General features: G+C 33.0%; 15 protein-coding genes and 1 pseudogene. 11 read left to right on the top strand and 5 right to left on the bottom strand.

Translation table 11 applies throughout. From position 1 onward, the window contains the following. Positions 1-87 precede the first annotated feature (87 nt). Together treR and treC are read left to right on the top strand one after the other, a co-directional pair. On the top strand, positions 88-819 hold the full coding sequence (gene treR, locus H3T43_RS08970) for a trehalose operon repressor (RefSeq protein WP_198214075.1): 732 nt from the start codon (positions 88-90) through the stop codon (positions 817-819). Further along, positions 816-2,468: an alpha,alpha-phosphotrehalase gene (treC, locus tag H3T43_RS08965; protein WP_198214073.1), complete on the top strand. Its 1,653-nt coding sequence runs from the start codon at positions 816-818 to the stop codon at positions 2,466-2,468. Before treR ends, treC begins: the two co-directional genes overlap by 4 nt. Positions 2,469-2,739: 271 nt before the next feature. On the opposite strand, the gene H3T43_RS08960 is transcribed toward treC, so the two are convergent. The 3 genes from H3T43_RS08960 to H3T43_RS08950 all read right to left on the bottom strand — a co-directional run bounded on the left by H3T43_RS08960 (position 2,740) and on the right by H3T43_RS08950 (position 5,383). Next, entirely contained in the window at positions 2,740-3,432 is a 693-nt protein-coding gene (locus tag H3T43_RS08960; protein WP_198214071.1) for an ATP-binding cassette domain-containing protein, read from the bottom strand. Between the two features lie 15 nt (positions 3,433-3,447). Continuing rightward, on the bottom strand, positions 3,448-4,209 hold the full coding sequence (locus H3T43_RS08955; protein ID WP_198214069.1) for a hypothetical protein: 762 nt from the start codon (positions 4,207-4,209) through the stop codon (positions 3,448-3,450). Positions 4,210-4,489: 280 nt separating this feature from the next. Further along, positions 4,490-5,383: a LysR family transcriptional regulator gene (locus H3T43_RS08950; RefSeq protein ID WP_198214067.1), complete on the bottom strand. Its 894-nt coding sequence runs from the start codon at positions 5,381-5,383 to the stop codon at positions 4,490-4,492. Positions 5,384-5,498: 115 nt separating this feature from the next. Here H3T43_RS08950 and H3T43_RS08945 point away from each other — a divergent pair, with 115 nt between their 5' ends. Beyond that, the gene (locus H3T43_RS08945) at positions 5,499-6,041 is read left to right on the top strand and encodes a PAS domain-containing protein (RefSeq protein ID WP_198214065.1); all 543 of its coding nucleotides are present in this window, start codon (positions 5,499-5,501) and stop codon (positions 6,039-6,041) included. Between the two features lie 72 nt (positions 6,042-6,113). On the opposite strand, the gene H3T43_RS08940 is transcribed toward H3T43_RS08945, so the two are convergent. Beyond that, a complete protein-coding gene (locus H3T43_RS08940) occupies positions 6,114-6,446 on the bottom strand; it encodes a hypothetical protein (RefSeq protein ID WP_198214063.1) in 333 nt (110 codons plus the stop codon). Between the two features lie 46 nt (positions 6,447-6,492). Continuing rightward, positions 6,493-6,960 carry a LysR family transcriptional regulator gene (locus H3T43_RS08935; protein ID WP_198214061.1) on the bottom strand — a complete coding sequence of 156 codons (468 nt, stop codon included), beginning with the start codon at positions 6,958-6,960 and terminating at the stop codon, positions 6,493-6,495. A 108-nt stretch (positions 6,961-7,068) separates the two neighbouring features. Here H3T43_RS08935 and H3T43_RS08925 point away from each other — a divergent pair. From H3T43_RS08925 to H3T43_RS08895, 8 genes and pseudogenes are all read left to right on the top strand, one after another. Further along, positions 7,069-8,376: pseudogene (locus tag H3T43_RS08925) on the top strand (SDR family oxidoreductase); the annotation flags it as partial. A 213-nt stretch (positions 8,377-8,589) separates the two neighbouring features. Next, entirely contained in the window at positions 8,590-8,766 is a 177-nt protein-coding gene (locus tag H3T43_RS09475) for an FMN-binding protein (protein ID WP_223896314.1), read from the top strand. A gap of 490 nt (positions 8,767-9,256) precedes the next feature. Continuing rightward, the gene (locus tag H3T43_RS08920) at positions 9,257-10,273 is read left to right on the top strand and encodes a LacI family DNA-binding transcriptional regulator (RefSeq protein WP_223896129.1); all 1,017 of its coding nucleotides are present in this window, start codon (positions 9,257-9,259) and stop codon (positions 10,271-10,273) included. Between the two features lie 52 nt (positions 10,274-10,325). Beyond that, positions 10,326-10,802, top strand: a complete 477-nt coding sequence (locus tag H3T43_RS08915; protein ID WP_187154220.1) for a PTS sugar transporter subunit IIB — start codon at positions 10,326-10,328, stop codon at positions 10,800-10,802. A 9-nt stretch (positions 10,803-10,811) separates the two neighbouring features. After that, positions 10,812-11,615 (top strand): PTS sugar transporter subunit IIC, encoded by an 804-nt coding sequence (locus tag H3T43_RS08910; RefSeq protein WP_198214055.1) that lies wholly within the window; start codon positions 10,812-10,814, stop codon positions 11,613-11,615. Further along, positions 11,608-12,432, top strand: a complete 825-nt coding sequence (locus tag H3T43_RS08905; protein WP_198214052.1) for a PTS system mannose/fructose/sorbose family transporter subunit IID — start codon at positions 11,608-11,610, stop codon at positions 12,430-12,432. The genes H3T43_RS08910 and H3T43_RS08905 overlap by 8 nt, the downstream gene beginning before the upstream one ends. Positions 12,433-12,440: 8 nt before the next feature. Then, positions 12,441-12,872 (top strand): PTS sugar transporter subunit IIA, encoded by a 432-nt coding sequence (locus H3T43_RS08900; RefSeq protein ID WP_198214051.1) that lies wholly within the window; start codon positions 12,441-12,443, stop codon positions 12,870-12,872. Further along, positions 12,856-14,559, top strand: coding sequence for an alpha-glucosidase (locus H3T43_RS08895; protein WP_370520808.1), 1,704 nt, complete (start codon positions 12,856-12,858; stop codon positions 14,557-14,559). Before H3T43_RS08900 ends, H3T43_RS08895 begins: the two co-directional genes overlap by 17 nt. The last annotated feature ends 145 nt before the right edge of the window (positions 14,560-14,704 follow it).

The raw sequence follows: 14,704 nt of genomic DNA, 5'->3' as shown, positions 1-14,704 counted from the left end.
AAATATTTTTTTATTTTTTATCGGTCTAGACAGGTTAAAAATAAATGTAAGGTGGTATGATTAATGTTAAAAGGTGGATAACTAATAATGAGAGCTAAATATTTACAAATAGCAGCGGATCTAACAAATAAAATAAAGCACAAGCAATATGTTGCCGGTGATTTTTTACCAAGTGAGCCTGCTCTGTCAGAGCTTTATAACGTTTCACGTGAAACAATTAGAAAAGCTTTAAACGAGCTCTTGGATGCCGGTATAATTCAAAAAATAAAAGGAAAGGGCTCAGTAGTTATTAACGCAGCTCGAATTGCCTTTCCGATTTCTAACATCGAATCTTTTGATGAACTGAACAAGCAAAAGCAAATGAATGCTGCAACTAAAATATTGGAATTAAAAGATGCACAGATGCCTTTTATAATCCGTAAGCATTTATCCTTAACAGAAACTGCCGCAACCTACGTAGCCCGTTTAAGATCAATCAATCATGAGCCAATAGTGGTTGACGAAGATTATATTTTAAAAAAATATGTACCTGACATATCACTTGAACAGGCTAAAAGTTCCTTATACCACTATTTTGAACATGATTTAGGACTTGAAATCGATTATGCAAGTAAAACTATTACCGTAGAACCGGCAAGTAAAGATGTAATGGAGCAGTTGCATCTTACCGATACTAACTTAGTGGTAGTAGTCCGTAGTTTAACTTATTTAAAGGATACTTCTTTTTTTCAGTACACTATTTCTCAACACCGACCTGATAAATTCAAATTTGTAGACTTCGCCCACAGAAAAGTTAAAAATGGAGGACTTATATTATGAGTTTGGCAGATAAAGTGATTTATCAAATTTATCCTAAATCTTTTTACGACAGTAATGGTGACGGCATCGGGGATTTAAGAGGAATTATCGCAAAAATACCCTACTTAAAAAAACTAAATATCGACATGATCTGGTTTAATCCCTTTTTTGTATCTCCACAAAATGATAGTGGCTATGACATTGCAAATTATTACGAAATTGATCCATTATTTGGCACAATGGCCGATTTTGAAGAATTAGTCACAAAGCTTGCTCAAAACCACATTGATGTGATGCTTGACATGGTTTTAAATCATTGTTCCACCGATCACATTTGGTTCAAAAAGGCGTTGGCCGGAGACGAATATTATCAAAAATTTTTTTACATCAGAGAACCTAAGCCAGATGGCAGCTTACCTAACAATTGGACATCTAAGTTTGGCGGACCAGCCTGGGCCCCATTTGGAAAGACCGGCAAGTATTACCTTCATTTATATGACAAAACTCAAGCTGATCTCGACTGGCATAATCCTGCAGTTAGAAAAGAATTATTTAAGGTTGTTAATTTTTGGCGTGACAAAGGAGTTAAAGGTTTTCGCTTTGACGTGATTAATGTTATTGGTAAAGACGAAAAACTCACTGATGCGCCTAAAAATACTGCCAGCAAATTAATGTATACAGACCAGCCGATAGTGCATCAATACCTAAAAGAATTAAATCAAAAAACGTTTGGTCAGGAGCCAGATACGATTACTGTGGGAGAAATGTCCTCAACAACTGTTGCTAATTCTGTTGCTTATACTAAAAAAGGTAATCACGAATTATCAATGGTTTTCACATTTCATCACCTAAAAGTTGATTATCAAAATGGTCAGAAATGGACCAATATACCCTTTGACTTTTCCGCTTTAAAAAGTGCTCTTAATAAATGGCAGATTGGAATGAGTCAAGGTGGTGGCTGGAATGCTCTGTTTTGGAATAATCATGATCAGCCTTGGGCGCTGAGTCGTTTTGGCGATCCTATTCATTTTCGGGAAAAATCAGCTGAAATGCTGGCTACCGCAATGCACTTATTACGCGGTACCCCTTATATTTATCAGGGCGAAGAAATTGGCATGATCAATCCTAATTACCAAAAAATCACGGATTATGTCGATGTCGAAACACTCAATGCTTATGATGAACTTAAAAAGGAGGGCTTAAGTGACGCCAAAGCTCTGGCAATTATTCAGGCAAAGTCTCGCGATAATAGCAGAACGCCAATGCATTGGGATAGCACCGTTAACGCAGGCTTTACTACTGGAACTCCGTGGCTAAAGCCAAAAGATCAAGAACAAATTAACGTTGCGGCTGAACTTGATCATGGTGAAATTTTCCCCTATTATCAAAAGCTGATTTACTTGAGAAAACATTATCCCATTATCGCTAAGGGAAGCTATGAACCCATTGATTTGGATCACCCGCAAATTTTTGCTTATTGCAGACTTTATCAGGGACAAACCTTACTAGTAATAAATAATTTTTATGGGCAAAAAGTGACGTACGATTTACCCGGTTCTTATCAAGGACAAAAAACGCAAACTTTAATTAGCAACTATGACAGAAATTTAAGCGCAGTACCAAAGACTTTGGCTTTACAGCCTTATGAATCGCTGGCTTTGTTAATATAGCTAAAAGAATGACTTCTTTTGCTATAAAAACAATTTAAAAAATACTACAGTCGAAAAATTACCATCAGAATTTAAGATGAATTGCTCATGTAGCACTATTATTAATTTGACTAAAAAAATGAGGTGACTTTAAAATACTATTTAAGTCACCTCATTTTATATATAAGTAATACGCTTCTGCTTGATACGCCAAGCAAACCTAACCAAAATAGTTGGTTTAGCTCAATCAATTTTATATCTCTTATAAATTAAAAGTATAGTCACTCTTAATTTAACAAGATACTGCCTGACGCATTCTCTTAAATGCAATATCAATATCATCTGTATCTGCCGCCTGCAGCATTTGGCTAAGATTACCTTCAAAAACACACTTTTTGTTGCCAACGAATACAATGTGCGCCTGCAAAGAATTTAATTTAGCCAACTGGTGCAAAGTCATAATTACTTTTTTCTTTTTTTCAACAACTAAAGATTCAACTAAGTCTAAAATCAAATTTTCAATATAACTGTCAATTCCACTAAGAGGTTCATCGAACAAATATAATTCCCGTTCCATTATGCTAGTACAATAAACCATAACACATTGATATTCACCACCGGATAAAGTCCTTAGTTTAGTATTTATTAATTCTTTTATGATCTCATTATAAAAACGAACTTGTGCATTAGTGACTGCAACAGTATGATCATTCATCGATTTAAAAAAATTTATTACTTGTTTTACTGTCAGTTCATCAAAGAAAGACATGTTTTGAAATTTATAAATAATATTAGACATAGAAGGAAAATCAATCATAGCTGCAGCAGGACGATCAATAAAGCCATAAATTAGGTTAAGTAAAGTCGTTTTACCAGCACCATTACTACCAATGATCACATTTAACTGATCGGCAATAAATTTTGCGTTAAAATCGGCAAAGATTTCTTTCTTTTTATAAGAGAAGTTCAAATGTCTAATTTCCATATTGTCACCTTCCAACTATTTTTTTTCAAAAATTATAGAAATATTTTGTTTTGCAATAAAAATCATTCCAAATAGGACATAAATTAGAATAACGAGCAATAAATTAATAAGATTTGCCCAATTTACTCTAGAAAACATCATTTGCATTATTACTTCATACCCCGTCATTAGGTATTTAACAGGCGTACATAGCAATAATAAATTTAATATTTCGTTTTTTGCTTCAAAAGCTGACACCATGAAAGAGAGCAAAATAATTAACGTAATCACAATATTGTAAGTTTGCAACCTTAATTTCACTGTAAGTAAAAAATATAAGCCCATAGTTAGAGGCAAAACAAACACAATCGCAGCTATTATTGTGGTCAATAGTAAATAGCCCAGATAAGCAAAGGATTTAAACATTAGTGTGGTGATTAAGTTAAAAAGGAATAATTCTATTATTAAAAACGTCCACTGCGATAAAAATTGACTAATCAATACTAGATACTTTGAATTGGTCACCATGTAAATAACTTTATAATAACCATAATCACGATACTCAACCATTGCCAGAATCACTGAATTTAGAGTAGTTGTTAAGGCAATATAGGCAAAATAGTAAGCACTTGCGCTAATTAGTTTATCCTTACTGACAGTATAATTATTAATCAAGACCGGAGCATTAGATATAGCAAAATATATAACTGGAAAGACAATGTTAAACATTAATGCAATTTTGTTGCTAAAAGCATTAATAAGGAAAACCTTGTAGAGCGCATAAAACTTTTTTTTCATAGAAATCTCCGTGAATATTACCTAACATTTTTGAAATAGATTAAACTTATCGCCTAAAAGATGTAACCCAAGTTTAGCTAAGAATCAAAGCTCAGATAATTTTCATTTTAAATAGATTTTTAGTCTAGCAGCAATAGTCAGTTTACTCTTAGCCTTCACTGTACGATAAATTATGAAAATTATATGTTATTTTAATATATCGGTCAATTAAATCTCATAGTTTTATTATTTAATGTCCTAAAAAACTTGCTAAAAAGACCGCATAATAACATTAGCAGGATCAATCAAAGTCAAAGGTAAAATCTTGAACAAACTTGATAAACTGATAAACAATTCTTTTTGCGTTATTTTCCTGCGTAATGGCTACTAAATCAACTTGCGGCTCCCAATCAAGAGGAACATAAATCAAGCTGCTATCAAGTTCAGGATAAATACAATAGAGACCTAATCCCAAGCCTTGTTTTGCCTTAAGCAATACATTTAAAGAAGATATTTCATCCGCATAAGTAATGGTTAGATTTTTATTTAAATGAATAATTTTGTTTTGAAGATTAATAATATCTTGTGCTGCCCATCTGTTATCTAAAAATAACAGTCTTTCATTTTGTAAATCAGTCAGCTTGACCTTTGTTTTTTTACTTAAAGGGTTATTTTGAGGAACAATTAATTTAAAAGGCTCTGATTCTATTGGATAAATTTTAATATTACTTAAGTCTGTTGCTTCTAACCCGGTTGTCAACATAATATCCAAATCATTAGATACTAATTGCTGTTTTAATTCGTTGCGGTTTAAATTTACCAATTCAAATTTAACTTGTGGAAAGTTTATCTGAAATTGTTTTATCCACAGGGGAATATATTTATCATTAAACGGATTATATGAATAGCCAAAATTTATTTTTAAGCTTTCTTCTTTATCTTTTTCTTGAATATCCTGCACCGCAGAATAATAGCTATTAATTAATGGCCTAATTTTATGATAAAAGTCTTTACCATTTTTCGTCACATTAACGTAGCGCTTATTGCGGTTAAACAGCTTAACACCGATCTCATCTTCAATAGCATTTATATCATGTGTAACGGTTGGTTGCGTAGCATGAATTGCTTTAGCCGTTTTAGTGAAATTTTTTGTTTCTACTAAATTAACAAAAGTAACTAATTTTTTAATATCCATATGTATCTCTTATAATCTATTTCTATTATTAATAACTGATATTAATTTCACTTATAAGTATAAATAAAATATACTATTTTTGTAAACGGCCTATACAACAAATAAGGAGATTAAAATGGTTAAACATACAGAAGAAGCTACAAGTTCATGGATTACAGAAACTGCTACAAAAGTTAAGGCTGCTAAAGGTTCAGATTATGTAGAATTGGACCAAGGGCTGCTAACAGTTGATCAATTAGATGCGCTGCTCAACTGCCTGCCACTTGAATTGATTACTATTGACAAAGATGATCGCTATGTATATTGCAATAACGAAATTCCTAAAAAAATGCTGCTTTCACCACGGTGGCCAGAAAAATTGGGACAAACTTTATCAGAAGTTCACAAAAAAACTTCAATGCCTCATGTTCAAGAAATAATGGATTACGCCAAGACTGGTAAAACCTATAAGCTTATCAAGCCAAGTGCTGATGAGTACATGGTTGCTTCCTTTAAAAATATGACTGATAAAAATGACCAATATACTGGTGTTACTGAATGGATTGTTGATTTACTGCCAATCATTAATTGGTACTTAAAGCAAACAGGTCAAAAATTAGTACTTGACGAGAATAAAAAAGCTACAGATGCTGATTCTGGAGCTTCAATGCAAGCATAAATTATTAAATCCTCCAATATAATATTGGAGGATTTTTCTATAATTCATTTTGCAGGAAATCAATAAATTGTTTTACCACCTGCCTTTTATTATTTTTTTAACGACAGCCCCATAGCTAATAGTTGGACTTAAGGCCAATGGCACTTTTCTTAGTTGTTCATCAAAATCTGTATAAATAAATTTCAAACCTATTGTTATTCCTTGTAAAGCACTAACTAAAATCAGAGCACCAGCCAAATCATTTGTAAATGTTACATTTAGGTTTGCATTTGCATTAATAATTTTATTCTGTAAATTAATCATTTCAATTCCGGTTAAGTCATTATCAACAAAAATCAGATTCTGCTTAGTAAAGTCTGTAATAGAAAGCTCAGATTTATTGGACAGAGAATTACTATATGGCACAATGGCAAAAAATTTATCTTTAAGTAAAGGGTAAAATCGTATATTTTTAAGATCTGATGCATCCCCCTTTGCTTGTCAAAAACAAGTCAATATTTTCATTTTCCAAATATTGTTTTAACTTATTATGATCTAAAATCGTTATATTAAATTTGGTTTTAGGAAATTGTATATTAAATTTTTTTATCCATTTTGGGATATTATTTAGATTATAAGGAGTTACTGTACAGCCAATATTAATAATATCTGCTTCTTTTTCTTCATTAGATCTTATACTTTGAAGGGCTAAATAATACTTATTTATTAATGGCTTAACTTGATTATAAAAAATAAGACCATTTTTTGTTGGTACTACATGTCGTTTATTTCGTACAAACAATTTTTGACCTGTTTCATCTTCTATCGACTTAATAATATAACTAACACTTGGCTGAGTGAGATTTAAATTCTGGGCAGTTCGTGTGAAATTTTCAGTTTCTACCAAATTTACGAAAATTTTCAGTTTATTAATATCCATAATCAATTTTCCTTATTTACCATAAAAGATTTCTATTATAGAATTAATTCCATATAATTAATACTGTAAGCGCTACTTTTGGCTTTTTGCGAAAGGAAGTAGATAATTATGGATTTTGGTTTAAAGAATAAAGTTGTTGTAATTACGGGAGCAACCGGTGGAGTTGGTCAATCACTGGTAAAAGAGTTTGCAAAAGAAGGGGCAAAACTTTCCATTTCTTCAACTAGTCAAGAAAAATTAGATAGATTTTTGCCTACTTTAGATATTGATTCAGATCATTTGTTAACGTCAATAGTTGACGTGACCAAAGAAGATCAGGTTAAATAGTTCATTTCAAAAACAATTAAGCATTATGGTAGTTTAGATATTTTAGTACCAAATGCTGGTGATGAAGGCAAATCCTTGCCAATTGAAAAACAAACTTATGAAAATTTTGAGCATACTTTTGCAGTTAATGTCTTTGGAGTCATGTATTGTATGAAATATGCAGCACCACAAATGATTAAACAAAATTCAGGACATATCGTTGTATTAGCTTCTGATGGCTCAATGGTTGGAGCACCAGCAATGTCGCAATATTGCTCTTCTAAGCATGCAACGCTTGGTCTAGTTAAAAGCGTCGCGTTAGAACTTGGTCCCCATGGCATAAATGTTAATGCAGTATCACCTGGAGCTATTGACACAGATATGATGAAGAGAATTGAGAAAATGGCTTTTCCTAATCTTACTCATGAAGAAGCATATAAGAAATACGCAGCCGCTTATCTTGACAATCGTTACGCTACTCCAAAAGAAGTGGCCGATGTAGCGATCTTTCTAGCATCTGATCAAGCAAGTCATATCAATGGCGGTGGCTTATATCACGGTTTGACTTATGCAGTTGCAAATGGCCAGCGTGGCATTTTAGCATACACTTGGCCGGAACTATACACAGGCAGCATTTTTGTTGTAGGTAATGATGGTACACGTTACTTTGCAGAAGACCAGCATTCTAAAGCCGGCTATCTGTTTATTCATGGTTTTGGCAGACACCCATATTTGACTACACAATCTTGGATTATTTTTGATCAAAAGCAAAAAGCCAAATTGGAAAAAATACAGGATAATGCATTACAATCTGCTTTAAATAAGGCAATTGCAGCCTCCTCTATTAGTGAACTTGCAGCAAAACTTAATTTTGATTCAACCATTTTTAGCAACACAGTTAAGGACTTTAACGAACTTGCAAAATTAGGTAAGGATTATTCATTTAGCAGAAATGGCGAGACAATGACTCCCCTTGATGATAGGCAAATATACGCAATTAAGTTGCAGCCTGCAGCTTTAAACACTCAGGGAGGTCCACGCAGAAACGAAAAAGCTGAGGTTTTAAAGCCAGATAGCTCGGCAATTAAGGGCTTATATAGTGCTGGCGAAGCCGGTAGCATAACCACTAATCAATATCAAGCTGGTCAAGATGTTGCAGAGCTGTTGATATTCGGTAAAATTGCTGGAGAAAATGTCGCTCAAGAACCAGGAGAAAAAGTAGAAAACGTTGCCCCACTTGACCCTAAAATTCTAGCTAGTGACGAACAAACAGAAAACTACCAGCTTGGTGCGAATCAGTTTCTTGGTAAAAGTGATCAGGGCATGGGAAATGAGTTTGTGGTCAAAGTAACCATGGATAAAAATAACCAAAATATCCAAGATATCAATGTCATCAAACAAAGTGAAACTAAAGAAATTGGCCAAAAAATCATTAAACCTTTGCTTCACAACATTATTGAATCTAATTCAACCAATATTGACGCGGTTTCTGGGTCTTAACTGACTTCGAAAGCTGTTAAAAGCGCCGTAGATGATGCATTGGCAAAAATCAAATAATATAATTTCTTTATTAGAATAAAAATATTTTTACTTTGATATCAACTATATAATTAGGATATTTATTAATTTTAATTGAGGACTAACTTTCTCTATTCGATCGGAGTTAGTCCTTTTAGTTTAGTCTTGATTGTTTCTGAGTGCATCTAACAATTATACTCTCTATAGTGACTTTCAATTTACTTTATGTTTTTGTCTACTAGCCAAATTTATTTTGAAAAACTGATAAGTGAGATTGATTATAATTTATAGAATAGTTACAGCTGAAAATTTAATCATATGAGTATAGTTAAAATAAGGGTTGATTTACTTATAATATATAGTTTATTCGTAAAATAGCGCTTGCAAAACAAATTCAGCTGTATTATGATAACGATACCATAAAAATTAAATTGTGGTTTAAACTTTAAACAAGGAGGATTGGAAAATAGCAGTGAAGAAAAATGTGACAATTTCAGATGTTGCAAAGCTTTCAAATATATCTGTTTCGACTGTTTCTCGAGTGATCAATAACAGCCCACACGTATCACCACAAAAAAGACAATTAGTTTTAGATGCGATGAAGCAATTGGGATATAAACCATTGGCATCAGCAAGAAGGCTGAGAGGAAGCAAAGCTAATACATTAGTTGTTACTGTTCCTCGAATTACTAATCCGTTTTTTGCAAGCTTAGTGAACATAATTGAATTGAACTTAGATGTTAATAATTACAGTACTATTCTTGTTCAAACATTTGGCCGCAAAGATAAAGAACTAGCAGCACTAGAAATGTTAAGAACTCAAGAAGTAGACGGAATAATTCTATGTTCTTTAGAAAATTCATGGTCGACAATTTCATCATATTTAGACTTTGGAGCGATTGTCTTAGTAAATGAATATCTTAAAAACGATCGAATCCCTATAATTCGAGCAAATCAATATGAAGGATTTAAGTCTACAACACAAAGTTTAATTAATTCCGGATATCGTAAAATTGCCTACGTAACTGGACATAAAGAGATCATTTTAACTAAAACAATCAATAATGATTTAAATACTGATCGCTTTCTAGGCTTTAGAGATGCTTTAAATAAAGCAAACTTGTCGTTTAATCCAGATTGGTTTTTTCCTCATTGCCAAACTATCAAGGATGGTAGAAAAATCATTGATAAAATAGTAGATCTTAAAAATCGACCTGACCTAATAATAGCTGGTAGCGATGAAGTAGCTATTGGAATGCTTGAGGAAGCAAGAAATTTAGGTATATCAATACCAAAAGAAGTAGCTATTCTGGGTGTCGATGATCAGCCTACCAGCGCTGACTTGTTCATTCCACTTTCAACAATTCGGCAACCTATTGAAGAAATGGGCCAAAAAGCCGCACAAGCAATTTTAGAGTCAATCGCGGATCCCAGTTATAATTCAAAGCAAGTGTTTAACTTAGAATTTATTAAAAGAAAATCAACATAATTTTTTATTTTAATTTGGTATCGATACCAAACAAAAAGAAAGGAAACACAAAATGAGTGTAGTTTTAGCAAGAGTTGATCAAAGATTAATTCATGGAATCGTTGTTACCCAGTGGGCAGGCTTTCTTAAAGCGAAAAGACTGATGGTAATAGATGATGTAATAAGTAAAGATGAGGTACAAAAAGCTGCCATGCGAATGAGTAAGCCTGCAGGTACTGGAATGTCTATAATTGATACTGCTACAGCAATAAAGAATTTTCATGAAGGTAAATATGATAACCACAATGTTTTCTTAATAGTTAAAGAGCCATCAACCATTTTGACCTTGATTAAAAATGATATCAAGATTCCTAAAGTTAATATCGGTATTATGTTTGACGGCCCAGATAAAAAAGAAGTACATAAAATGGTTGCAGTAAATAAGCAGGAAATAGCTGATTTTAAGGCTATTGAAAAATTAGGGGTACCGGTAACTTTTAGGTATGTTCCGTCAGATACAGATCAATCATTGAATATGTATATTAAATAAGGAGGAAATATGTTAGTTCTTCAAGGTTTTTTAACAATTTTACTATCTTTTTGGGCAGTTATTGATCAGCAAGGATTTGTAATTACGACCTGGTTTCCTATAATGATGGCTTTATTTATGGGCCTGATTACTGGGGATATGCAAACAGCGATGATCATTGGCGGGACGTTTCAGTTAATGGCTTTGGGCGTTGCGAATATTGGCGGATCTTCAGTACCTAATTGGGGTTTAGCAACAATAGTTGGAATTTATATTGCTACTAAAACCACGCATAATATTGCTGACGCAAAAGCTATAGCGCTGGCAGTTGGAGTCCCAGTTGGAATGATTGGTATTCAATTGGACGTGTTAGCCAAAGTTATTAATACTTACGTTGCTCATGCAGCTCAAAAGGCAATGAATGCAGGTAAATTCAAAAAAATGAACCGTATTTTATGGATTGGACCCTTTGTTTTTGGTTTATCCACTGCCCTTCCCACCGCATTAGTTGTTTGCTTTGGCAGCACATTGGTAAAAAGTGTGTTGCACTTCATTCCTGCTTGGGTAACTAACGGGTTATCAATTGCGGGTTCAATGCTCCCTGTAGTTGGTATTGCAATGCTACTGCAAGTTATGCCAGCCAAAAAATATCTTTCAATGCTTTTAATTGGTTTCTTCTTGTCAGGTTATCTGAATATACCCATGATGGGAGTATCGATTGTTGGACTGGCAATGGCATACTACTTCTATGTAACTACCGTCAAAACAAATACAACAACTAGTACATCAAGCGCACTCTCAGCGGATGAAGAAGGAGACGATTTTGATGAATAATACAAATAATGAGGCTGAAAAAATGAATTTAACCAAAAAAGATAGAAGAATAGCTGCAACTCGTTATATGTTTATGGCATGTAATGATTTTAACTACGAAACTCAACAAGCACCAGCAGTAGTATATGGCCTAGAGAAAGCTCTGCGGAAAATTTATCCTAATGATGAAGACTATAAAAAGTCTCTCAATAACCACTTCAATTATTTCAATACTACTACATGGATGGCAAATATTTTATTAGGTGCTAGTCTCGCTATGGAAGAAAAAGATGGTGTCAAAGCTATTGACACTGTTCAAAGTTTCAAGACAGGAATGATGGGACCATTAGCTGGAATAGGTGATACTTTAATTTGGGTTTTATACCCAACAATTATTGGCTCAATTTCTGCATACATGGGACTACAAGGGAATCCAACAGGTGCAATTATTTGGTTATGCTTGAACTGTATGTTTCTCTTCTTTAGATATAAGCTTTTTGATTTAGGTTACGATTCCGGCATTAAATTAGTTACAACTTTAGGTGATAAGATTTCAACATTTACTGAAGCCGCTTCGATCATGGGACTAACTGTTATTGGTGCACTGATTCCCTCAGTAGTAAAGATTAACTTGGCACTTAATTTTAAAGTTGGAAAAGTTAATCTAAATATTCAAGAGGGTATTTTGGACAAAATTATGCCTGCGTTATTACCAGCAATATTAACATATTTTGTTTATAAGGCATTGATGAGTAAAAAGGTAACTGTCATTCAAATCATATTCCTAGTAATCATATTCTCATTAGCAATGTCCTTTTTTGGAATTTTAAAAGCGTAGAGGTTATTATGAATCGAAAAATTCTTATCGCTAGTCATCATAGAATGGCATTTGGACTGCTAGATACTTTGAAATATATTAATCCAAATATTGAATCTATTGCTACTTTAAACGCCTATCTATCAAGTTTACCTATAGAACAAGAAATTGAAAAAAGCTTAGAAAATGTTAATTTAGGCCACGATGAATTGATAATATTTACGGATTTACCAGGCGGCTCGGTTAATCAAGCTTTTGTTCCTTATCTAAAATATGAGCACGTTCAATTAATTTCTGGAATGAACTTACCTTTAGTTTTAGGAGTTATTCTTTCGTTGCCATCAGATGATAATTATTTAAAACCTGAAGAATTAAGAAAATTGATCATTGAAGCAAAAGAACAAATTATCTATGTAAATGATCAATTTAGTAATATGGAGCTTGATGAGGAAGATGAATAAGTTGGAAAAGCAATGGTGGAAAAATAGTGTTGTTTACCAAGTATATCCTAAAAGTTTTAAAGATAGTAATGGGGATGGCATCGGAGACATTCAAGGAATAGTATCTGAGTTACCTTATTTATCTAAATTAGGTGTAGATGTTATTTGGCTAAATCCTATATATAAGTCTCCTATGGTTGATAATGGCTATGATATATCAGACTATTATCAAATTAATCCACAATTTGGTAATTTAGAAGATTTCAAGCAATTATTACATGCTGCCCATCAATTAAATTTGAAAATAATTTTAGATTTGGTTGTTAATCATACTAGTGATCAGCATAAGTGGTTCAAAGAAAGCAGAAAATCTAAGAATAATCCGTATTCTGATTATTATATTTGGAAAGATCCTAATCCAGACGGTACACCTCCTAATAACTGGGGGTCTAGTTTTGGTGGCCCTGCATGGGAATATGCACCGGAGAGAGGGCAATACTATCTGCATTTATTTGCCAAGGAACAACCTGACTTAAATTGGGAAAATAAAAATGTTCGTCAGGACGTTTATAGAATAATGAAATATTGGCTAGAACTAGGAATTGATGGCTTTCGGATGGATGTTATCAGCTTGATATCTAAAGATCCAACTTTTCCAGATGGTCCTTTGATTCAAAATAAATCATATGGAAACTACTATATCGGCGCTTCCAATGGTCCTAAGGTTCATCAATATCTTCAAGAAATGTATCGTGAAACTTTAGCTCATTATAATGTTATGACTGTTGGAGAAACAGCCCATACTAACAGTCAACAAGCTGTATTATATACAGCTTCGCAAAGACATGAACTAAATATGGTGTTCCAATTTGACCACATGCATTTGTCATATGGTGTAGACGGAAAATTTTCCAATAAAAGATTTAATTTGGTTGATTTAAAAAGAGTTTTAAGCGAGTGGCAGGAAGTGATGATTAAAAATGATGGTTGGAACAGCTTATATTGGAGTAACCATGATCAACCCCGAGCAGTAACTCGGTTTGGTAATGATCAACCTGAATGGAGTGATAAGTCAGCCAAAATGCTTGGCACTATTTTACATATGCAATGTGGCACACCTTTTATTTATCAAGGTGAGGAGTTAGGCATGACTAATGCTAAATTTAAAGATATTAATGATTATAGAGATATTGAAACACATAATATCTATGAAGACTTCATTAATAATAAGCATTATTCAAAAGAATATACTTTAAAAACCATTTATTTGAATTCCCGTGATAATGGTAGAACCCCTATTCCGTGGAATGAAAATGGCGGCTTTAGTACAGGAAAGCCTTGGATAGACTATAATCCCAATTATTCACACATTAATGCTGAAGATAATTTAAAAGATCCTGATTCTGTTTTTTATTACTATCAGAAATTAATTCGCTTACGGCATGAAATTCCAATCATTACTGAAGGTGATTATCAATTATTGGATCCCGACAATCCATTTACGTACACGTATTTAAGAGAAACTTCAACACAATACTTATTTGTAACCGGAAACTTTACGGCAGATAAACAAGAAATCAAGGTACCAAGTAAGCTTCATTTTAAAAATAGTCGTTTATTGATAAATAATTATCAATTTGATCAACAATTAGGAAAACAGGTTGAACTACCGCCATATGGAGCTGCTGTCTATATTTTAGATAAATAAAATTATGATTGTTCCTACTTAACGTAAAGAAGAAATGTATAGATAAAAGGCACTAAGCAATGATATGACCCCCAAATTTAGGACAAATTTGGGGGTTATTTTTATGTCTAAATTATCTAAACAAGATAAAGTTGAAATCTATCAT

Source organism: Lactobacillus sp. M0396 (genome assembly GCF_016101625.1).
GTDB classification, from domain to species: domain Bacteria; phylum Bacillota; class Bacilli; order Lactobacillales; family Lactobacillaceae; genus Lactobacillus; species Lactobacillus huangpiensis.
This window is presented reverse-complemented; position numbering and strand designations above follow the sequence as displayed.